The organism is Rhodococcus sp. UFZ-B548, from assembly GCF_903819475.1.
GTDB classification, from domain to species: Bacteria; Actinomycetota; Actinomycetes; order Mycobacteriales; family Mycobacteriaceae; genus Rhodococcus_F; species Rhodococcus_F erythropolis.
The window spans coordinates 1-21,833 of the sequence record NZ_CAIJDS010000062.1; the positions used below are offsets into that span (position 1 = coordinate 1).

The 21,833-nt window shown below is 59.7% G+C and carries 18 protein-coding genes and 1 pseudogene; 6 read left to right on the forward strand and 13 right to left on the reverse strand.

Features of this window, described 5'->3' with window-relative positions; all coding sequences use genetic code 11:
* Nucleotides 1–352 precede the first annotated feature (352 nt).
* The 4 genes from H7C86_RS32385 to H7C86_RS32400 all read right to left on the reverse strand — a co-directional run bounded on the left by H7C86_RS32385 (nucleotide 353) and on the right by H7C86_RS32400 (nucleotide 3,620).
* Complete coding sequence (locus H7C86_RS32385) at nucleotides 353–1,219, reverse strand: nucleotidyltransferase (protein ID WP_182263025.1); 867 nt, start codon at nucleotides 1,217–1,219, stop codon at nucleotides 353–355.
* A gap of 9 nt (nucleotides 1,220–1,228) precedes the next feature.
* Nucleotides 1,229–1,783 (reverse strand): SLATT domain-containing protein, encoded by a 555-nt coding sequence (locus H7C86_RS32390; RefSeq protein ID WP_207787567.1) that lies wholly within the window; start codon nucleotides 1,781–1,783, stop codon nucleotides 1,229–1,231.
* Nucleotides 1,784–1,948: 165 nt separating this feature from the next.
* A complete protein-coding gene (locus H7C86_RS32395) occupies nucleotides 1,949–3,052 on the reverse strand; it encodes a DUF3320 domain-containing protein (protein WP_182263026.1) in 1,104 nt (367 codons plus the stop codon).
* A gap of 154 nt (nucleotides 3,053–3,206) precedes the next feature.
* Nucleotides 3,207–3,620, reverse strand: coding sequence for a hypothetical protein (locus tag H7C86_RS32400; RefSeq protein ID WP_033236827.1), 414 nt, complete (start codon nucleotides 3,618–3,620; stop codon nucleotides 3,207–3,209).
* A gap of 216 nt (nucleotides 3,621–3,836) precedes the next feature.
* Here H7C86_RS32400 and H7C86_RS38040 point away from each other — a divergent pair.
* The 3 genes and pseudogenes from H7C86_RS38040 to H7C86_RS32410 form a co-directional block, all read left to right on the forward strand.
* Nucleotides 3,837–4,817: pseudogene (locus tag H7C86_RS38040) on the forward strand (phospholipase D-like domain-containing protein); the annotation flags it as partial.
* A 333-nt stretch (nucleotides 4,818–5,150) separates the two neighbouring features.
* Nucleotides 5,151–7,100, forward strand: a complete 1,950-nt coding sequence (locus H7C86_RS38045) for a C-terminal helicase domain-containing protein (protein WP_397517284.1) — start codon at nucleotides 5,151–5,153, stop codon at nucleotides 7,098–7,100.
* The gene (locus H7C86_RS32410) at nucleotides 7,097–9,844 is read left to right on the forward strand and encodes a DNA methyltransferase (RefSeq protein WP_182263027.1); all 2,748 of its coding nucleotides are present in this window, start codon (nucleotides 7,097–7,099) and stop codon (nucleotides 9,842–9,844) included. The genes H7C86_RS38045 and H7C86_RS32410 overlap by 4 nt, the downstream gene beginning before the upstream one ends.
* Before the next feature lie 1,161 nt (nucleotides 9,845–11,005).
* On the opposite strand, the gene H7C86_RS32415 is transcribed toward H7C86_RS32410, so the two are convergent.
* On the reverse strand, nucleotides 11,006–11,230 hold the full coding sequence (locus tag H7C86_RS32415; protein WP_182263028.1) for a hypothetical protein: 225 nt from the start codon (nucleotides 11,228–11,230) through the stop codon (nucleotides 11,006–11,008).
* A 265-nt stretch (nucleotides 11,231–11,495) separates the two neighbouring features.
* Here H7C86_RS32415 and H7C86_RS32420 point away from each other — a divergent pair, with 265 nt between their 5' ends.
* The 3 genes from H7C86_RS32420 to H7C86_RS32430 all read left to right on the forward strand — a co-directional run bounded on the left by H7C86_RS32420 (nucleotide 11,496) and on the right by H7C86_RS32430 (nucleotide 12,466).
* Complete coding sequence (locus H7C86_RS32420) at nucleotides 11,496–11,786, forward strand: type II toxin-antitoxin system Phd/YefM family antitoxin (RefSeq protein ID WP_182263029.1); 291 nt, start codon at nucleotides 11,496–11,498, stop codon at nucleotides 11,784–11,786.
* The gene (locus H7C86_RS32425; protein WP_182263030.1) at nucleotides 11,783–12,064 is read left to right on the forward strand and encodes a type II toxin-antitoxin system RelE/ParE family toxin; all 282 of its coding nucleotides are present in this window, start codon (nucleotides 11,783–11,785) and stop codon (nucleotides 12,062–12,064) included. Before H7C86_RS32420 ends, H7C86_RS32425 begins: the two co-directional genes overlap by 4 nt.
* 108 nt (nucleotides 12,065–12,172) lie before the next feature.
* Nucleotides 12,173–12,466 (forward strand): hypothetical protein, encoded by a 294-nt coding sequence (locus H7C86_RS32430; protein ID WP_182263031.1) that lies wholly within the window; start codon nucleotides 12,173–12,175, stop codon nucleotides 12,464–12,466.
* Between the two features lie 832 nt (nucleotides 12,467–13,298).
* Here the strand turns inward: H7C86_RS32430 and H7C86_RS32435 are convergent.
* The 8 genes from H7C86_RS32435 to H7C86_RS32470 all read right to left on the reverse strand — a co-directional run bounded on the left by H7C86_RS32435 (nucleotide 13,299) and on the right by H7C86_RS32470 (nucleotide 21,802).
* Nucleotides 13,299–14,069 (reverse strand): coniferyl-alcohol dehydrogenase, encoded by a 771-nt coding sequence (locus H7C86_RS32435; protein WP_182263032.1) that lies wholly within the window; start codon nucleotides 14,067–14,069, stop codon nucleotides 13,299–13,301.
* Nucleotides 14,070–14,107: 38 nt separating this feature from the next.
* A complete protein-coding gene (locus H7C86_RS32440; RefSeq protein ID WP_182263033.1) occupies nucleotides 14,108–15,580 on the reverse strand; it encodes an aldehyde dehydrogenase in 1,473 nt (490 codons plus the stop codon).
* A gap of 22 nt (nucleotides 15,581–15,602) precedes the next feature.
* Complete coding sequence (locus tag H7C86_RS32445; RefSeq protein WP_182263034.1) at nucleotides 15,603–17,027, reverse strand: cytosine permease; 1,425 nt, start codon at nucleotides 17,025–17,027, stop codon at nucleotides 15,603–15,605.
* Between the two features lie 121 nt (nucleotides 17,028–17,148).
* Entirely contained in the window at nucleotides 17,149–18,390 is a 1,242-nt protein-coding gene (locus H7C86_RS32450) for an FAD-dependent monooxygenase (protein WP_182263035.1), read from the reverse strand.
* Between the two features lie 25 nt (nucleotides 18,391–18,415).
* Nucleotides 18,416–19,444, reverse strand: a complete 1,029-nt coding sequence (locus tag H7C86_RS32455; protein ID WP_182263036.1) for a hypothetical protein — start codon at nucleotides 19,442–19,444, stop codon at nucleotides 18,416–18,418.
* A 2-nt stretch (nucleotides 19,445–19,446) separates the two neighbouring features.
* Nucleotides 19,447–20,328: an alpha/beta fold hydrolase gene (locus H7C86_RS32460; protein ID WP_182263037.1), complete on the reverse strand. Its 882-nt coding sequence runs from the start codon at nucleotides 20,326–20,328 to the stop codon at nucleotides 19,447–19,449.
* Nucleotides 20,325–21,119 (reverse strand): aspartate/glutamate racemase family protein, encoded by a 795-nt coding sequence (locus H7C86_RS32465; protein WP_182263038.1) that lies wholly within the window; start codon nucleotides 21,117–21,119, stop codon nucleotides 20,325–20,327. Before H7C86_RS32465 ends, H7C86_RS32460 begins: the two co-directional genes overlap by 4 nt.
* Entirely contained in the window at nucleotides 21,116–21,802 is a 687-nt protein-coding gene (locus tag H7C86_RS32470) for an isochorismatase family protein (protein ID WP_182263039.1), read from the reverse strand. Before H7C86_RS32470 ends, H7C86_RS32465 begins: the two co-directional genes overlap by 4 nt.
* Between the last annotated feature and the right edge of the window lie 31 nt (nucleotides 21,803–21,833).

Consider the following 21,833-nt stretch of genomic DNA (forward strand, 5'->3'; position numbering starts at 1 on the left):
CCACAAAATGCGCCATAAATGGCCGCCAGTGGGGAGCTTACGATGGCCGTCGACATGAGCGGAAAGAATACGACTCCGGGAAGTGGAATCCGGCAGCATCCCACTGCAACGGGTCGGTCTGTCACATCCGGATACAGATTCGGGCCGTAAAAACATGATCGGCGAACCGATCAGACCGGCAGCGGCCTCTCAGGCCTCTCATGCAAAATTGAGGTTAGGTTCGGAGTCGCTGGACTTGAAATCCGGAATCCGGGATCACTGTCAACCAAGAGTCAACCGTAATGGTATCGGGAGATACAGGACCAGAATCGGACATGGACTCGATTTTGGCAGAAATCCACGCTCAATTGCATTACCTGGAAGGGAAATTTCCACCAAAGAGAAAATCGAGGTAGATGAAGCAGGTCGCCGAATTGTTTGCATTATGGGCATCGAGGGCCTTTCTGGCACGGCTGGCTCCAGTACTCAGTTTGGAGAGAGCCTCAATCTTCCGCGCTTCACTCGAACACGGGTAGAACCTCCCCGAGAACCCTTTGGGATCGTTCATTGCAGCGAGCTGTTTGGAATTGAGATCCTCAAGAAGACCGCAGATATCCCACACAGCGACGTAAGTGGACTGTGTGGTGATGTACTGTGCTGCACGCATTTCCAGATAGAACGATGAGATAGGGACGTTGTTGTAGTACTTCCAGGCCTTCGCCAGGCGGGTGAGCTTCTTGGCGGCACCCTTCATACCATCGCGGTTGTTGCACTCGTTGACATAGTCCAGGTGTGCTCTGGGCGCGGTGTCGATCCACCCGCTATCAGCGGCTGGGATGTCGTATACGAGGGTATCGGAGTTGCCGCGACCAGTGAGGAAACCGGGAATGACTTCGATGGTCTCCGCTCCACCTGCGAACTCAACAACAACGGCGGGCCTACTCGTGCGTACCGTAGTGAAAGGGAAAGATGCAGTCAGAGCGTCCCGAACCCACCTTAATGCGGTGTCGGAAGAGTTTGGTTTGTCCTTCAAGCTGACGAGGAGATCGATATCTGCATGCCCGCGTATACCGGTGCCGTGATGGAACGAGCCCGTCTCCCACACTACCGACACATCAAGGGCGTTGCGCAATGATTTTTCGATGCTCGCACGGTGGGATGATGCTGCAGATTGCTGACTGGATAGCGGTGTAAGGCTCGACATGAATACGTCGAACCCTTGATCAACTGTTCTCGCCATCGTTTTTCCTCAGTGTTCTGTATCGGATTGGTTCGAGCTTTCATCTACCGCGTAAACCTGGCCGCCGCTACCAATATTGTCTTGGGCCTTCTTTCTAGCCCGACCGTTTATGACTTCGGCCGTCTTGTTCTGCTCATCACGTCGAGCAGTCAGTTCCGCCAAGATCGTCCGTGCCTCGTCTACGTCCTGCCCAGGGACGTCGATAAGTCGGGCCTGACGGGCCGCCGTCTGGATCTCAAGGTATGCGTTCGCTGCCGCGGAAGCTTGGTTCATTCGGTGAGATGCGTTAAGCGTCGTCAAGATCGCACTTCCCGCTGCTGCAGCCAAGGCCAAGATGCCGCCGACTACTGCATGCCCCATATCCGATAAAACTGTGGCACCAGACACGGCTGCCAGAAGGCTCGTGAGAGTCCCGAGCCCGAGATTGACGCTGCGCCACTGTTTGGCTTGCTCGAATTGCCCCTGAGACGAATACATCGAGCTCTCTTCGAGACGCTTCAGCTCGTCTCGAATAACTTCTCGTCGAGCGTTGTCGTCGAACGCACTCTCATCTTCATCGGGCACTGAGCAAGAGTATCGAAGGTTACCGACAGAGTTGATAAGTATTCATGTCAAGTTTTCATGGAGGGAGTGGACTCGGTCGAGAAAACTAGTTTTTGCGGTTGTGAACGTGCAGGATATCCTTGATTCATCGAGAGCCGTATTGACGATGATGTGCTACGCGGAACCCTATCCACCAATATATTGGTGGTTTTCTGTCTTGAGGACGCCAAGGGACTGCGCGTTCTTCAGCGATTTTTGTAGATGATCTTTGATCATCTTGGTTCGTCGTTTGCGCCCGAATGTCTGAAGGACGGAGGTTTCTAATTGGTCAATATCCATCGGTCCTTCACGAAGTAGGAACCGGGCGGCGTTTACGATTTCCACCGGGCTGACCTCGTCGAAACGGCGGGCGCTTGTACTTGCATTCGGGCGAAACTCTGCCCATGTCGTTCTGTCGATGTGGTTGGGCCAGACGAACTTGTCCTCGCTCTGGTATCCGAGTTGTGTGATCTGGTAGACGAGTTTTTTCGAGCGAGCGGCATGGAGGCGTTGCACTCCGAACGATTGTGCGGTGAGGCTGGCCAGTCGATCGATCTGAATGGGTCCTTCGTACTCGACGATCTCGGCGGCGACAGCTCGAACCGCCTCTTTCGCAACCTTTTTGGGTAGCGCATCTAGAACGGCGATGTCACCAACGGGAACGACGACCCACGATTCGAACTCAAAACGCTGTTCACCGATGGTGGGAGTCTCGGTGTCCTCACCTCGTGTAAGAACGGACTTATCAGGTTCGACGTACTCGCCACCCTCTTCATCGTCGACCTGCTCGCTGAAACTTGTTGTTGTGAGGCCGGCATCAGCAACGACGTGCGTGAGGGCGTCGTTACGTTGGGCCTCAGCTTCAGCAGTTCCCTCGTGGTCGCCGAGGTGACTGAGCAGACGGACGACGAAGTCGAGGGCACGCCATACGTCGAGCGACGAGAAATCGTCATTGTGTGCCCACCTGTTGCGAACGATGCGTAGTTCGCCGCCGAGTACGGACACCGTCCGGGTGGGGTCGTCGAAGGGAAACCCGAGCTTGCCCAGCCTTTCGGTGAGCATGCGCAGTTGCGCCTGAAGATCGCCGGTGGAGTGTTGACGTGGGGTATATCCCTTGGCTCGATCAAGTTCGGTCAGTACCGCCGTCCATGGAAGGCCTCCGAGCTCGTCTGCCAGTGCGGCAGCGAAGAAGGGATTGAGTCGAGAGGCGAGGTGGTCGAGACCTTTTTGGATCGCCGCGCGATTGTCCATGCGTTTCCTATCGTCATCAGGTTGCCCGGCGTTCATCCATGCGGTTACACCCACCAGCCGATCACGTCGGCGACGTACGCAGAGCGGATGAATCGGGCAGAGGTGTGCGCCCGGAATGGTTTGAATTCTCAGATATTTACTGCACTAAGTGGAGCTACAGGGAATCGACGATGTCCTTGACTTTCTGTCCATCGCTCGAGGAGAGTCCTTCGTTTATCTGCACGAAGATCAACGCATTTTCCGACCCGTAGCGGTGTGGCCCGGCCAGAAAGGCAGCGTCGTCATAGCTTTTCACTGTTTTGCGGTACTGATCGGCATTGTCGAAGATCATGACGGTCCCGCCCTCCCCCGGCACCGAGGGGAGATCGAAGTCGTATTTCTCAGTTGCTGCCACAGCGAGCCCGCCGGGATCTCCCGGTGCGCAGTTCTCGCCGATACCAGCGTCTTCGATCTGCGCACACACACTTTCCGGTGTTGCAGCTCCATCGGAGGAATCGGACGAACAACCCGACGTGAGGAGAAGCGCGGCGGTAGCCGAGACAGCGGCGAAGATCTTCAACGAGTTCATTTCATAGGTCTTTTCTTCAAGTCGCTAATTACGGCGGCGTTAATGAGAACCTTCACTTAAGCAGACAAGTCCGACAGGTTTCGGCCGACGCACCGAATAACTGGGTGCGATCGAGCGTCCGCGAGCATGTTTGAAAGACTCATCCCATCCGGACGACGAGTTCGGTGCATTTCCTGGATCCTCCAGGGCTGACACTCGAACGGAGCGATATTTCCCGTGACGCGGATCTTCGACAACATCCATCTGAAACTGGGCTCTCACCTGCAGAAGACACTGCAGGCATCAGAGCGGATGGACGTCGCCGTCGGGTACTTCAACCTGCGAGGTTGGTCCGTATTCGACTCTCTGGTCAAGGAAAAAGCGGAACAGGGAAAACCCGCGCCGGTCGTGCGAATCCTGATCGGCATGGTCATGACCGGGCCGCAGGAAGAAGCACTCGAGGAACTACAAGCTGCGGTCGAAGGCACCGAAGTGCTCGATGCAGACTTCACTGTCGGTCGTGAACGCAAAGCGCAACTCCTCGAACAACTGCGCACCCAGCTCATGCGAGGACTGCCCACCACTGCGGATCGTGCGGCGCTGCAGTCACTTCGAGATCTCCTCGAATCCAAAGCTGTCGAGATCAAAGTCTTCACCCGCCGGCCACTGCACGGCAAGGCCTACATTTTCCACCGGGAAGACCTGAACAATCCGATCACCGGATTCGTCGGTTCCTCGAACCTCACGGCCCCTGGGTTGACTCACAACCTCGAACTCAACGTCGATGTACTCGAGACGAACGGTGCGCAGGCGTTGGCGGAGTGGTTCGAGGACCGATGGACCGACAAGTTCAGTCGCGAAGTCACCGCGGATCTGTTGACGATGTTGGACGAATCATGGGCCCGCAAAGAGCCCCGCCGGCCATACGAGGTGTTCCTCAAGGTCTGCTACGACCTCTCCCGCGACGTGCGCGAAGGGTTGGCCGAGTACTCAGTCCCGTCCGAGGTCAGCTCTCAGCTTCTCGAATACCAGTCCACCGCCGTCCGGACGTTGGCGCGGCGGATCATGACCAAACAGGGCACGATGCTCGGCGACGTCGTCGGTTTGGGTAAAACCCTGACCGCGATCGCCGTAGCTCTCATGCTGCGGGATGAGCACGGTTACATGCCGTTGGTGGTGTGCCCGAAGAACCTGGTCAAGATGTGGGAAGAGCACTTCGAGGCATACAACCTGTACGGGCGCGTCGTGCCGTACAGCATGGCCCATGCGATTCTTCCGGATTTGCGCCGGTACGCATTCGTGATCGTCGACGAGTCTCACACGCTGCGTAATGACGAACGCCGCGACTACAAGGCGATCCAGGAATACATTCACGCCAACGACAGCAAAACGCTTCTACTGACCGCGACCCCGTACAACATCCGATTCCGGGACGTCGCCAACCAGCTCTCGCTCTACATCGACGACGATGATGATCTCGGTATCTCCCCGACCAACGCCATGGCCGCCGACCCCAGGCTCATTGACAAAGTCGACGGCAAGATCACCACGATGGCGGCCTTCCGTAAATCCGAGGACCCGGACGACTGGAAACGCCTGATGAGTGAACATCTGGTGCGCCGCACTCGAACCTTCATCAAAAACAACTACTCCGAAACCGATGAGGATGGTCGCCAGTACCTCGAATTCTCCAACGGGACACGGTTCACGTTCCCGGAGCGCATCCCCAAGCCCGTCGATCACTCCTTCGGACCGGACGACCCCGCTGCGATCATGTCGAGCGATACCACCCTCGACACCCTCACAAACCTCGTCCTACCTCGCTACGAGCTCGGAAAATACTTGACGAAGACGGCGAAGCTGACGGACGAGGAGAAAGAGTTCGTCGACAACCTCAACCGCGGCCGCGGCAATGTCGCCGGCTTCGTCCGCACCACGTTCTACAAGAGACTGTCCTCCTGCGGACACTCGTTCACACTGTCCCTGCAACGGCACATCGCCCGCAACGAGTTATTCGGCTACGCGATCGACAACGGACTCCGTATCCCGACCGGAACGATCGTCGATACCAGCCTCACCGATGACGACGACCCCACCGCCTCCGACCTCGACACCGCCGAGAGCCTCACCGACGACCCCGGCCGACGCTACGAAGCGCTCGTCGCCTCCAATCCTGCTGCCGTGACATGGATTCGGCCGGAACTATTCACCACCGAGCTGCGTAACGACCTCGACCGCGACACCACCGCATTGCACGGCCTGCTGAAGTCGTACGGCGGGTGGGAAGTAGCGACCGACTCCAAACTCGATGCCCTGAAAAAACTGCTGACCGCCGATCACCCCGGCGACAAAGTGCTCGTGTTCACCGAATACAAGGACACCGCCAACTACATCGCCGCTGCACTACGCGACGCCGGGATCAGCGGCGTCGGATTGGCGACTGGAGACAGCGACGACCCCACTGCCCTCGCACACCGATTCTCCCCACGCTCAAACGCCTTACCTGGGCACGACAGCTTCGGCCTCGACAACGAACTACGCGTCTTGATCGCCACCGACGTCCTCAGCGAAGGCCAGAACCTGCAGGACGCGCACATCGTCGTCAACTACGACCTGCCCTGGGCGATCATCCGACTGATCCAGCGTGCCGGCCGTGTCGACCGCGTCGGCCAGCAATCCGACGAGGTACTGCTGTACTCGTTCTTCCACGAATCTGTCGACAACGTCATCTCCCTGCGTCAACGCATCAGCGATCGGCTCAGCGCAAACGCAGAAGCATTCGGATCCGACGAACAATTCTTCGGCAGCGACGGCGAAGTACAAGCCATTGCGGACTTGTACAACGGCACCCTCGACGACCAGGACTCGGCCGACGACGTCGATGCATCCAGCTTGGCGTATCAACTTTGGCATCAAGCACAGGAAAAAGATCCCGACCTTGCCGCGCGGATCGCAGCCCTGCCGGACATGATCGACGCCACCCGCGCAAAACGGTTGAGCGACAAGGACGAAGGCGTGATCTGCTACGTGCGTACTGATTCCGGCATGGATGGATTCGGGATCGCTACCCCGGACGGTGAAACTCGTCTGCTCACCGGGCATGAGGTTCTGCGTGCTTTCGAAGCGACACCCGAGGAACTCGGTCTCGAACACCGAGAAGACCACGACGTTCTCATCGAAAAGCTGGTTCGTGGTCCGCTGGCAACACCTACTGTGGCAGCCGGCCGACTCCGCGGTGTGCGTAAGACGTTGTGGCGCAAACTTGGGGAGACGCTGCATGCGCACGACAACGAAACCGAAAAGGCACTCGACGATCTGTTTCAACATCCGCTGCAGCGCGATGCGGAAAACCGGCTCAAACGCTCCGTCCGCAACGGAGCCAGCGACGACGACCTCACCACCATGATCAGGACACTGCACCGCGATCAGCGACTGGTCATCGCCACCCGAACAGGTAAGGACCCGATCCGGGTCGTCAGCAGCATGGGAGTCACAGCATGACCGAAAACCGCCTACTCGACCTCGTCGACTCCCGAGACTTCCGGACCCTGTTCATCGACGAACTCGGATGGGGAAACCCCGACCAGCCCGACCTTGCTTTCGACGTCGACGACGAAACCTTCACCCTCACCCAAGTTGCCGGCTACAAAGGCCTACGTATCTGGCACTGCGCGGAAATTCCCCCACGCAAGACTCAACGTCTCATCGATGTGATTGTCGGCAAGGACAACCACGAGCGACTGGTGATTTTCAGTAGTGAGCACAAGCAAGAATGGCGCTGGCCACGTCGAGCACAGCTTGGCAGCGCCAACGCGAAACTGCTCGTTCACGAATATCGCGTAGGCGACCGCACCACCCAACTGACCGAGCGGCTACATGCGATCGAACTCGACTTCGACGAGGACCTTCCGCTCGTCGTCCTGCTCGACAAGATGCGCGACGCCTTTGATAAGGAAGCGGAAACCGCATCTGTCGCTGCGGCTCGTTTAATGGGGATTCTCTACACAGAACTTGAAGCAGCCAACGTCGACGATCATGATGCGACACTGCTGCTGGCTCGGCTACTTTTTCTGCTCTTTGGTGACGATGCCGACATGTGGAAACCTGCCGGACTTTTCGAGCAATACCTGCGTGAACACACCACTCCCAGAACCTTGCACACGGATCTTCATGGCCTATTCGAGATTCTTGATACGCCTGAACATAAGCGGAGGCACCTGGCAGACAGCCCGTACGCACAGTTCCGATATATCAACGGCGGTCTCTACGCTGACGTGCTTGCCATCAAGAAATTCAGCCCGAAGTTCCGCGACACACTGATCGAGGCATGTGAATTTGATTGGTCGATCATCTCGCCCGCAGTGTTTGGATCGATGTTCCAGACAGTCAAGAGCAAGGAAGCGCGCAGACACGGGGGTGAGCATTACACCACCGAGGAGAACATCCTAAAGACCATCCGCCCACTGTTTCTTGACGAATACCGAGACCGACTAAACCGTGCATGGGATGACAAAGCCCATCTGACTAAGTTGCACAACGATCTTGGGCGTGCCCGTTACATGGATCCGGCCTGCGGCTGTGGAAACTTCCTCGTCGTCGCGTATCGCGAGCTTCGCGCAATCGAACTTGAGATTCTCCGCCGCCGCCGCGACCTCGACATGGTTGATGCAGAGTCGAAGAAGGTTGAACGGGCGCAATTAAGCTTGGATGTCACGGGCGATATCCAAGTGACGCTTGATCACTTCTACGGCATCGAGATCGAGGAATGGCCTGCTCGGATTGCCGAGACAGCGTTGTTGCTCGTCGATCACCTCGCCAACCAGCAGATGGCAGTCGAATTCGGCGTCGCTCCTGACCGTCTGCCGATCGCAATCGCGCCAACTATTCGCCATGGAAACGCCCTCCACGAAGACTGGGAATCGCTGCTCCCTGCATCGGATGATGTGATCATCTTCGGAAACCCGCCGTTCAATGGTGGACGGACGATGAGTGTTAATCAAAAGCTCGATCTAAATCGCGTGTGGGGTAAGGGCATGAGTCCGAACTTTGACTATGTCACCGGGTGGTATAAGAAATCCCTGGATTATTATGGGAGTTACTGTGGTCGTTGGGCATTCGTTTCCACTAACAGTATCTGTCAGGGTGAACCGACTGCAGATTTGTGGCAGCCGATATTGAATGCTGGGTGGCGGTGCAGATATGCTCATCGTTCTTTCCTGTGGACGACCGAGGCCACTGGGGGTGCGGCTGTGCATGTCTCCATCATTGGATTCGACAAGAATTCGACACCACGACCTCAACTTTGGACGTACGCTGAAGGAGGCAAAGGGCGACCTACCGTCGTATCAGTACCTGGAATAAGCCCGTACCTGACACCAGGACCGCCAGTTTTAGTTCGTAGTCGCCGGCAACCTCTCTCTCCGGTGCTCGCGCCGACCGTATTTGGGAGTATGGCGAACGATGGAGGCCATTTTTTCCTCGATCAAGATAGATATGATTCGGTTCAGAATGACAAGGTTGCACTTGAGTACATTCGCCATTTTATCGGGGCCCGCGAACTCATGCACGACACAGTGCGGTGGTGCATTTGGATGCCGAACTGTGATCCCTCGGAAGTTGACTCTAGCCCATTCCTTAGTGAGGCCATCGGAAATGTTCGTGATTACCGAATGGAGAGTAAACGGGTTGCGACCCAGAAATTAGCCGCTACACCTCATCGGTTTGGTGAGGTTCGCCAACCTTCGACGGACTATCTTGCAATCCCTCGCCATGTGGGAGAACATCGGCGATATTTTGTTGCCACTCGTTTCTCTAGCGATGTCATCTGTGGCGATGCGAACTCGCTGGTGCCGGACCCTGACGGGTTCCTCCTAGGAATCTTGTCTTCCTCGATGTTCATTGCATGGATGCGGGCGATCGGTGGACGTATCAAGTCTGACCTTAGGTTCTCTAATACATTCACCTACAACACTTTCCCTATGCCAGCTGTCACCGACCGTCAACGGCGGTCTATCATAGAAGCTGCAGCCGCACTTGTAGCTGCACGCGAAGCGCACCCAGGTATTTCGCTTGCGAAGCTATACGATCCGGTAGCGATGCCTGAGGATCTCGTCGAAGCGCACAATTTTCTCGACAGGCTCATCGAAAAATTGTTTGGTCGTTCAGTGTTAGGCACAGTAGAAGACCGACAAGAGGTGCTATTCCGTAGTTATGCGAATCTCACTGGACAGGAGACTCTACTTTAATTGTCGGACAGATTAGATTTGACACTTGGAACTCTTAGATAGTTTCCAAGGAAACAGGCCCAGCGGTTACTGTGATTTGTACGCTGTGACCCAGCGATGGACCTTCCGTCCGATGGGCTAAAGCGAGTTGAACTATGCGACCAGCGTCTACATCCCACGGTTTCGATGATTTGCACATACCCAAAAAGACGCCTAGACCTTCGATGGTTGGTCTCCACAGGTTCGCCCAAGTCCGTGGCAATCCGGTCACATAGGAGATGTGCAATGCAACAGGACCGTCTTCGATGGGCGTTAGGTCGGCAACAGCGTCCTGGATCTCGCTTTTAAACTTATCCTTTCCGTACGACCGGCGAGTCATCAGCGTCGTTGTTTGGCCGAAATTGGACGGTTGAACCGGGATTGCCGAACCAACTGAGATAGTCGAAATATCTGACTGACTTTTCGTGCACCACACACTTGCAAACTGTTGCCCAGCAACCTGCTTCAGTCGCTCCGAGAGTAGGAATGCATAGCGATCTAGATCCGGTTGTTGAAGCAACGGCCTATTCGGTGGTAGGCCAACGTTCAGGAGAAGGGCTGCGGGACCAGACAACCCGGCGAGGTTCGATGACACGAGTTTCTCGCTGTCCTCCAGGAACTGATCGGTTCGAGACTGGGTGGATGGATTCATTCGCTCGAGCTGCGGGAGCGAAAAGGGTACTCGTACGAGGTTCAGTTCGCCCGCGGGACAAGCGAAGCTGGGTACTGGCAGGCGCATAGGGAGAGGGTAGAGGAACGAACAGTTGGGTGGCATGAACCACCCCCCAGGGTTTTCGCGGACGGGTTGGAGCACTCAGACGCCAGTAGAGCTCGAACGACTACCGGACAGTACGTGAGCTGGGACGAGACCGGTATTGACGAAAACAGATCGGAATTCGACATGACCGCGGACCGTGCGTATTGCCAGCTCGTTCCGAGGTCGAAGTGTCGAGAACTCGTGTCGAAAATCTATGTCGAATAACCATTGCGATGGCAAGTTTTCGACAAGCGGTGATAGTCAGGCTGCCTAGAGGCGATGATGATGGCGACAGGTGATGCAGCCCAGCGCGATGACGGTTTCGGTGGTCAACGCGGACAGTAGGTGTACGTGGTGTCTTCGGTTGTCGCCGTGTCGGGGTGGAGTCATGGTGCGGGGGCGGGTTGGATTGTCTTTTCGAGTCGGGTGAGGCGTTCTTCTAGGGCGCCGGTGATGGCGAGGAGCCCGAGCAGGGCGGGTTCGGCGATGTCGCGGCCTTGATCGGCGTGGGCGAGCAATGTGGTGCGCAGGAGTTGGCACATGATGGCGCCGTCGCTGATGGGGAGTTGCGCGATCTTCGCGACGAGGGAATCGGTGGTGGGGGAGGTCACGGTGGGGGCTCCTGCGGGTGTGGACCGTGCCGGCACGGTGGGACGTGAGTTCCTGCTGGGCTGGTGTTGGCAGGTGTGCTGGAACCGCGGCGGAAAGCAGCGCACCACTTTCGGGGATGTTACTGGGTCCGGAGCGTGGAATGAGTTACCGGAACGGGAGAGGGCTCGCCCGTTCCGAGGGAACCCGGCGCCGTGATCGATTGACCAGCCCGGCTGCTGAGACAGGGCGCCGGACTGGGACCCATCCCGAATTCTAGCTAGAATCGTGTACATGACGACTCTTCCGGTGGCAGATGCACGGGCGCAGCTCTCTCGTCTCGTCGACGAGGCCGAGCGCACCCATGAGCGATTCGAGATCACTCGCAACGGGCACCGTGCCGCCGTGCTCCTCGGCGCCGACGACTACGACGCCCTGCGTGAGACCATCGCAGTCCTCGCCGACGAGTCGTTGCTCGCCGACCACATCACCGGCATGGCCGAGGTCCAGGCCGACGACGTCCTCGACACCGATTCGCTCGCCGAGTTCCTCGCTGCCGCGAAGACCGACGACGAGTGAGCGCGCCCGACCAGCCGTACACCCTCACCATCGCCAGGTCGGCGGCCCGCGCACTGAAACAGAACTTGCCCGAGAAGATTGCGGCCGCGGTCTACGAGTTCATCACCGGAGCGCTGCTCGAGAACCCGCACCGTGTCGGCAAGAAGCTCTCTCCACCGCTCGCGCCGGCCTACTCCGCGCGCCGCGGAACATACCGGGTCCTGTACCTCATCGACGAGGACACTCGCCGAGTGCAGGTCACCGCCATCTCTCACCGTGCCGACGCCTACCGCACCTAAACCCATGCCAGGACTCCGAGCTGGACCGAAAGAGAGAATTTTCTAAAATTTCGAGGACTTCACCGGACACACTCGAACCGCCCAGGACCACTGAAATGGACGTAACCCATGCCCTCCCTACACACACGCATCGGCCGAATCTCGCAGTGGACTCGAACGTTTCGCCTCGGCCGCCGAGCACCCGCGTCGACGCAGCGAAACCAGCCGCCGGCCGAGGCGCTGACCTACGACGAGCAAGTGGAGTTGCTTGACGCCTACCGCGCACTCCGCGACGCCGAGAAGCGGACCGGTGCCACCCTCGGATGCGCCCGAGGCGCCGACATGAGCGACGCCGCGACCGTCCGCGCCTTGGCGAAGACGCTCGATGACCTAGGAGCCGGCCGCGTCGGTACCGACAGCTGAAATCCGAAGCGGTATATCGGCTCTCGACTGGCGCGAGGAACCGGACGTTGCCTCGCGTGATGCGTTCGATCGCGGCGATAGCTTGCGCGTCGGTGAAGTCATCGGGGTCGAGGGTTCGGTTCAGACGTTTCCCATGTCGCTCGAGAGTGAAGAGGAATTCGTCGTGTCGGAGGGACACTCGGGGCGGTCGGGCATCCGCATGTCTCGAGAAGGCTCTTTTCGGCATCGTGGGACACCTGCGGCGAAAGAGATGACTTTCCGAGACACTGTCGCGGTCCACCTCCGAGAACCTATGGCTCCGAGCGGCGGAGTCTTCTGATCACTCCCACCCGAGGCGAAGGTCAAGGGTTGTCGTTTATGCCCTACTGTTTGACGACCAGACTTAGGCAAGGAGAAACCAACGTGGGATACCCCGCACCGCCAGGCGGGCCGCAGCCCCTCCATCAGCCATCGCGTAACAACACCCCGCTGTTCGTTGCGCTGGGCGTCTGTCTTGTGGTGATTGTGGCGCTTGTCGTTGTCGTGGTTGCGCTTGCTCGTGGGAACAACGATACGAATCAGGCGGTATCAGTGGCTTCTTCGTCCAGTCAGGCTCTGCCGGCGAAAGCGAATGGGAATGCGGGGGAAGTCCGGTGACCGAGGCGTTGGAGACAGCCGAGCCTCCAACGACGACTGCGGCTTCTGGTGCTGGTCTTTTCGATAAGCAGCGACTATCGCCAGGGATGTGTGAGTCCCACGGAGTCTGTCGAATCGCTAGCCCCAGTGGCAATTTCATGTGCTACGTCACCCCCCGTTGTATGCGATGCGTCGGGCGGGGTGAAGGTAGCCCGGTTCACAGCAGATCGCCCAGGAAAGATGCGGCAAGTCCACCGTCGGCGGGAATGTCAGACCCGTTGATCCACGTCGACTCGTCGGTGGTGAGCCAGGCGATCAGCGGGGCTATGTCTGGTGCGGTGCCGTCCCGGCCAACGCGGTTGATATCGTCCTGCACCCGCTCCGTCCCTAAAGACTCAAGGAACTCACTGCGCAGTCCGGTGTTGACCGGACCAGGGTTGACACAGTTCATCCTGATACCCGACGACAGCCACTCAGTGGCTTGGAATCGCGTCCAGACACGCAAAGCTTCCTTCGAGTACGGGTATCCGTCTTCATCAGCAACGGGGTTGTCGGCCAACCATTTCAACCCGTTGTCGAAGCTGTTGGTGCGGGCGAGCGCCAGATGTTGTTCCTTTCGTGGGAGCCATTGCGCGCCGGCGATCGATGCGACGTTGACAACGGAACTGCCGCGTTTCATCCGGTCGGCGAGGCCGAGCGTCAGGGCGCGCAGGCCCAGGTAGTTGACCCGCATCGTCAGGTCGGCTCCGCCGATGCCGGAGACCCCTGCGACGTTGCACAAACCGTCGATGGGGTTTTCGATTGCAGCGATTGCCTCATCGATGCTCTGGTCGTCTCCGAGGTCGACGGGGATGAACCGGGCGAGGTCGAGGTCGGTGGATTCGCTGCGGTCGAGTCCGATGACGGCATCACCGCGTGCGAGAAGGAGCTCTGTGACTGCTCGTCCGATGCCGGCGGAAGATCCTGTGACAACAATGGTTTTGGACATGTGATGGTCTCCTGGTTGGTGCTCAATGTGAGGACTGCTCAGTGTGCTGACAGAGGGAAAGGGTCGGAGGTGGTGTTGATGGTGGTCCACTTCCAGTCGGTGTAGTCGTCGAGCGAGTAGGTGCCGCCTTCGCGACCGAGCCCGCTGTTCCCGGTACCGCCGTGGGGCCCATGGGGTTCGTCGTACACCGTGGTGTCGTTGATGTGCACTTTGCCGCACGTCAGTGCCGTCGACACCCGCAACGCGCGGTTGAGGTCGGACGTCCAGACTGCAGATCCCAGTCCGAACTCGGTGCTGTTGGCGCGTTCGATCATTTCGCTTTCGTCGTGGCATGTTTCGATGACCAGGACCGGGCCGAATACCTCCTCGACGCTGATGCGGGCATCGGCGGGTGGGTTCAGGATCACCGTCGGGGGGTAGAAGTGTCCGTTGGGGTAGTCCGGATGGTCCAGGGGCGCGCCACCGGTGAGAACCGTGGCACCGCGGCTCCGGGCGTCTTCGACCAGTGCATTGATGCGCTCGACGGCACCCGCATTGACGAGTGGGCCGATGTTCGTGGCCGGATCCAGCGGTGAGCCGATCACCATCTCGGACAACCGCCGGGTCACTGCGGTGGTGACCTGTTCGGCGATGTCCGCATGCAGGATGAGGCGGTCGGTAGCCATGCAGATCTGACCTGCGTTGCACACTTTGCCCCATACCGCGGCATCGACGGCCCGTGTGATGTCGGCGTCCTGGAAAACCAGAAAGGGTGCTTTACCACCGAGTTCGACCACCGCCTTCTTCAGGTGCTGGCCGGCCAGTGCTGCTACGGCCCTGCCGGTGTCAGTTCCCCCGGTGAGCGCAACAACACGAACCGCCGGATCGGTGATCAGCGCTTGCGCGGTCGCGGCACCGCCGGTGATGCAGTTCACCGACCCGGCGGGAAGATCAGTGGCCGAGAAGTATTCGGCCAGTCGAATACCCGTCAGTGGGGTTTCGGGTGAGGGTTTGATGACCACCGCATCGCCGCTGATGATTGCCGCTCCGACCTTGTTGGCGGTCAACAGGTAGGGGTAGTTCCAGGGAGCGATGGCCGCGACCACTCCCCGTGGCACGCGGGTGGCGCTCGAACTCACCCCAAGGTGGAGCGATGGCAACACGTCACCGGTGGGCTGCCAGGCCAGTGCGGCGAACGCGCGGAACGTGGCGACGGTGAAGTGAATCTCTTGCTCCGCCTGAACCAGGGGCTTACCCATTTCGTCAGACAGCTCCGCTGCCAGCGTAGCGGCGTCGGCTTCCATCGCGGCAGCCGCGGCCAGGAGGCACGTGGCCCGGGCGATGGGAAGCATGGACGCCAACCCGGTTTGGGCTTTGGACGCGGCCTCGACGGCGCGGTGAGCGTCGGCGGGTGTGCCCTGTCCGATCAGCCTCGAGATCTCACCAGTGGTGGGATTCACGTCGGGTGCGTAGTCACCTGACGCCGGGGTGTGGACGCCTGCGATGTGCAGGTCGAGAGTCGTGGGAAACATGTCGATCCTCAGTTCGGGTTAATCATGCGAGTTCAGGTGTGACGGCGGCCGGCGAGGGGGTGGGTTCGTGTTCGCGCGTAGCAGAATGCGTGCTGGTTTTCCCGACTCTGGAAAGTGCGAGATATACCAGTGCTGCGACGATCATGCTCACCAAGTAACTGATATCGGCGCCGTTGAGCGCCGTGGCGACGCTGCCGGTGTGCAGGAATGACGACATGAAGGGGATGCACGAGGCAACACCGATCAGGTAAGCGATCCACGCACGCCAGTGGAAGGCGGGGTTGCTGGATTCCGCCGTGAAGTCGACCGCGTTGTACTTGCGGCGGCGGACCACGAAGAAGTCGACGAGGAACAGTGCATCCATGGCAGGCAGTACGTACAGGATCGCCAGGAGCCACTTCTCGTAGTTGGCGACGAAGTCCATCTGGAACCACGTCGCGAAGATGGTGCCGAGAAGACCGATGGTGACTGCTGAGGCCCACTGTGGAAGTCGGAGTCCGACGACGAGAGCGGTGAGGCTACCGCTGTAGACGTTCAGGACGTTTGCGCCGACCGTTCCGGCGGCAAGCGCCAGCATCACCGGGATCTTCATCGCGCCGGCGACCTCACCGATCAGACCGGCGGTCTGGGCCGTGGTGTCGATGGTGGTGATCGCGGCACCGAGCAGGAACACGAAGCTGGCCGAGAGGACCATCCCTACGAAACTCGGTGTGAAGATCTCTCGGAAGCGGGTGCTCAGTGGTAGGTACCGGGTGTAGTCCGAGGCGTACGGCGTGTAACCCGGTCCGGCGTAGGAGAAGCTGATCGCGACGACGAGTCCGAAGAGTCCCCACCGAGCGCCGCCTGTGACCGCCGGGTCACCGGCGTAGGACCAGTCGATGTCACCCAAGGCGATGACGGCCAATATGACGAAGACGATGCCGACCACCAATGCGAGCCACTTCTCGATCGCGTGAACGAGGTCGTAGCCGACCATCCCGATCCCGATGGTGATGGCACTGAGGATGATCAGACCGGGGATCATCGGCAGCCCCAAAGCTGACTCGAGTGCCTGCGCCCCGAGGACGTCGAGGACGGTGAACCAGCCCAGGAAGCTGCACCACGCGATGGCCGCCGGCAGGGCGGCGCCGACGCGTCCGAATACTGCTCGAGCCATGAGCATCTGCGGTATCCCCAGTCGGAATCCGACGTAGGACATGGTGGGGATCAAGACGGCACCGAGGACGATCCCGATGACCATTCCGATGGCCGCTTGCCACAGACTGAGTCCGAGTTGGATGCCCAGGGCTCCGGTGACAAAGGATCCCAGGGTCAGGTTGGTCGATGACCAGATGCCGAACAACGTGCGGGGCTTGCCGCGGCGTTCTTCTGGTCGGACCATTTCCAGACCGGTGTGTTCGATTTTTGCGTTCCGCGTACTGGATCGAGTTGACGAGTTGGTACTCATGACATGTGAGTCTTTCGGTATGTGGTGGTAGTGCGGGGCGCTTCGTCGGGCCGAGGAGAGACGCGTCGTTGCGACTCGGTGGAGACGGGTCGCTATGCGGTGCTTCGTGGCGACCGGAGGGTTACCGGGGTAGGAGTCGGTGGTCGTCGGCCAGCGGTGTGCCGTGGTAGATCCAGTCGAACGACACGTTCGATTCCTCGTGATGGCTGCGGAACTGGGCGTCGCGGTGCAGCTGCGCCGGGCCATCGGGCAGGTGGAAGAGATCTCGATTGTTCGTCGCACCATTTTGGACGATGCCGGCGTGGTCGGCGCGGCGAGAGCTGTACCGCGCGAGAGCGTGTGGGATCGTTGTCTCGCCGTCGTCGGCGGCGGCCAGTTCTTCGGCGATCACGGCGCCGTCTTCGATGGCCTGCGATGCTCCCTGGGAGAAGTACGGGAGCATCGAGTGACAGGCGTCGCCGAGCAGGGCGATGCTGTCGTGGTTCCAGTCTGCGAACGGCTTCTGATAGTTCAGCGCCCACGCGGTGACGCGGTCGGGTGAGGCAGCAAGGAGACGAGTCAATCGCTCGTCCCAGCCTGCGTACTCCTGCCGCATTTGGGTTGCGTCAACCTCGCACCGCCACTCGAGATCGACCTGCGGCGCCACCGGTGCGATCGCCACTACGTTGACGTACTCCATGTTTCGGACCGGGTAGGCGACAACGTGACGGTTCTCGCCGAGCCAAAACTGCGCCGCAGGCCAGTCGAAGATCCATCGTGTGGCCGGGTCGACGCGCAAAGTCTCGGCAGGGACGAGGGTGCGGTACGCCATGTCACCGCTGGTCTCGATATCTCCGGGACCTCCGATCGCCGCGCGCACCGCCGACCGTATTCCGTCGGCTCCGATGATCACATCCGCCTGCCAACGTGTTCCGTCAGTGGTGACCGCGACAGGTCGTTCGGGATCGGTCTGGTCGATTGATGCCACGCGCGCGGTGGTGCGCACGAGAGCCGGTGGTCCGGGGCGCTGCGGATCAGTCGCCGCGTGGTGCAACACGCTGTGGAGATCGGCGCGGTGCAGGTGCAAGTAGGGGCTACCGAACTTGGTGGTGGCTGCGCTACCCAGCGTGGTCTTGGTCAGGATCTCACCGGTCTTCCAACGTCTGCGAACCGACTCCTCGACAGTCAAAGAAATTGGTGCCAAATCCTTTTCGAGTCCCAGCCGGTAGAGTACGCGGGACGCGTTGGGTCCGATCTGCAGACCGGTCCCGACCTCGCCGAGTTCGGTGGCCTGCTCGAGCACGATCGTGTCGATATTTTGGGCGCGCAGGGCCAGGGCCGCGGTGAGTCCGCCGATCCCGGCACCGACGATGACTACAGTCATGAATAAGGTTCCTTTTGTCTTGGGTTCAGTCGACGAGGATGCCGTCGACCACCACCGGCGTGCCATCGAGCGCGATCGTGCACCCGCGCATGGCAATATCCAGGTGTGCGTACGAGTTTCGATCCAGATGCGGATGCGGCCCCGTCGACCAGAGAAAGTTTCCGGCAAAGGCGCGGGCGTCCATACCCATGATTTCGTGCTTGCTGTACATCGCGGTGGCGAACCAGTCGGCTGTTCGCATCATCCCCCAGCCCATGTGAGAGGTGTACCGGGCCCACTTGTCGTCGGAGTCGATCATGTACGTCTCGAGGAGTGCAGCGTCGGCGCCACCGGAGACCTTTTCGATATGGCCACCCGCGACTTCGAGAACAACCTCAGATCGCACGAACTCTTTGAAGGGCAACAGAATATCGCCGGGCGCCAGGCAAATGACACCGTCCGCGAACTCGGGCCAGAAGAGACACATCTTCGACGGCCAATGGTCCCATCGGCCCGCATCGTCGACAAAGCCCGTCTGATAGTCCGGGTGGCAATTGTCGAGATTGACCGTCAGGTCAGTGCCGGTCGCCGAGGTCACTGTCATCTCTGTGGCCCGTCCGACACGGTCGGCAGCAGCCAGAACATCGATCTTGTCCTGGGCGGTGGGCATGTTGCGGATCAGGACATCTGGCGCGTCACACACGAACAGAATGCGAGTTCCGGAGTCGAGAATTGTTTGCTGCAGCGGTGCGTGGATGAACCCCTCGCGGGTCAGGTCGATGACAAAGTCGGTCGCACACAACAGAGATTGGATCTTCTCGTCCGTGAGCACCGAGAGAAGTCCGGGGCCTGCGCCGGTATGGGTAGACGGCACCGGGGTCGGACTGCCCGCGGGCACGGTGATCGAGACCACCGAGGCACCAACCGCTTTGGCGGCGCCGAATGCTGCTGCTGCATAGTCGGGCCGGGTACTCGGTTCGGTCAGGACAACGGCGTGTTGTCCTTCAGAGAGAGCGCACAGCTCGAGTTCTCGAGTGAATGCGCCGAGGAGATCGACCGCTTGATAGTCGAACATGATCAGGTCCTGTTCTGGGTTGATGTCGTCAGGGATGGGGTGACCGGGTGCGGCGCAGAACCCAGCGCGTCTCGTGCCGCTTTAACGAATCCCGAGAGGTTGTCCCACGGGATCATGTGGCCTGCTGCGGGAATGGCGATCTGCGGTATCCCAGGATTGCGAGCTGCGAGTTCTGCCGCAGCGCCGGCTGGAACTACGGGGCTGAGCGCGCCGTAAAGCAGGGCGACGTTGCTGCCCAGCTGGTCCCAAATTGTGAAGAAGTCTTCGCGCTCGAACCCGTCGTGGGTTTCCGATACCGCTACACGGTCACATTCAGCGAGTATTTCGGCGCGGAGTTCCAACTCGCGCAGCGGCCACAGTGGGAAGTGTGCCCGAATCGCTTCGGGGGTCGTTCCCGCCACTGCGGCGTCGATCTGGGCGATGAATGACTGTTTCGCCATCGGGTACGGCGGGCGCCCGGGCCCTGAGGTCGGCGGATCGACCAACAGCACAGGTACCTGGTTGATGTCATGTCTGACAACCCAAGCTGCGGCGATGCGCGCGCCCAAGGAATGACCGATGACAGCAGCGGACTGTAGCCCTAGGGCTTCGATCACACCGTGCAGATCGTCCGCGTAGTCGATCAGGCGGTACTGGCCCGCGACGGCCGCCTCGGTCAATCCACGACCTCGTAGATCAGGGACATGAAACCTGTACTCCGGCATGGCTCCGGCGATGAAGGCGACGGTCTCGGCCGGACTGGTGATGCCAGGGATGAACACGACATCGTGCACGGTGTCGTCGTTGAACGTCAGTATCCGGTGCCGCAACCCGTTCGCGTCGACGAAACGAGTTGTCGAAGCGGCGACTATTGCGTTTCGAATCGGGGTTACGTGTCCGGTCATTTCGACACACACCGAGATGCATCGTCGGACAGTGCTGCTCCCCCGGCTGTTCCCACCATCGGGAGATCCAGGGCGGTCAGTATCTCGCGTGCCGTCGAGGTCGCGGCTGTGATGACCGGCAATCCGGTTCGGCTCTCCACCGGCGCAATCGCCGGGAGCGACGGCATCTGCACGCATGCGGAGAGCACGATGCCATCAGCGTTAGACAGATCGAGTTGATCGACGTGCCCGAGCAGCGAAGCGGGGTCCAGCCGGCCCACGTCGCAATTGTCCGCGACCCCCAATGTGACCCAATCGGTCACCTCGATTCCGTAGCCACGCAGGTAGGCGACGACGACTTCGGTCAACGCGGGAACATACGGCGCCACGACGGCAACCCGCCGAAGTTTCAGCTCCTGCACGGTGCGAACCAGCGCTCCTGCACTGCTCACCACCGGTGCGTCGCAACCATTGTCGCGGGCAATCTTTGTCAACCGTTCTTCGATGCGTTCGTGAGCTCCTGGCCCCGATGCCATGACGGCGACCAGGCAGGCGTAGGCGAGAACGTCGACGCGCGCGTCGGACAGTTCGCGAGCACACCTGTCACTGTCTGCGACCATTGCGGCCAAAGACTCGGCGTCCACGGTGTGCAACCGTGCACGGCTCGCGTGGAAGGTGTGCTCCTGCCGCAGATCTGCCAGCAGAGAGGGGATTTCAGTCTCCATGGTGGTGTTCGAACTCGGCACTATCAAACCGATTCGTCGCGGCCCGTCGTCCGAGAACGCGGGAGTCCGCAGGTGATTGTTGATCATGTCGTCGGCCTCACTGCCAGATGTGTCAGATAGTCGGAAACTTCGCGGGCGGATAGGACGTCGGCGTACTTGGCTTGGAGGTCAAAGAGCGCTGCCCGGTGCGGCCCGTCGGCGCGGTCGGCGACGCCTTCGCGGACGACCAGGACAGGGAAGCCGTACGACACCGCGTCGACTGCCGTCGCTCGCACGCAACCACTGGTCGTGGCTCCACACAGGATCACGGTGTCAACGCCGCTGCTGACGAGGTGCGAGGCGAGGCCGGTTCCGAAGAATGCCGAGGGGTGCTGCTTGACGATCACCGTGTCCTCTGGACGCTGTTCGAGCCGATCGTCGATCTGCACCGCGCGACTGCCCGCAGTCAGAGCGGCCATACCCGGAGCTTTGGACAGCCAAGTCACCGGGTGGCCCGGATTGTCGTAGGCGATGGCGGTGAAAAAGATCGGCGCGCCGCACAAACGGGCAACTGCCACAACCTCTGCGGTCGCGTCGATCTCGTCCGACATGTCTGATCCTGTCGGAGCCGTCGGATCTGTGAACCCGTAGGTGAAATCAACGACGACCACAGCTGGGTTGGCTCCATGCGTAAACGCGTGACCGAATCCGGCGGCGGTGTACACCCGATCGACGTGGTCACCATCGCGGGTACCCACCCATTGGTCCGGTGGTCCTACCTTTGAAATCATACTTGTTCCTTCCTGCCTGAACGGTTTTCTC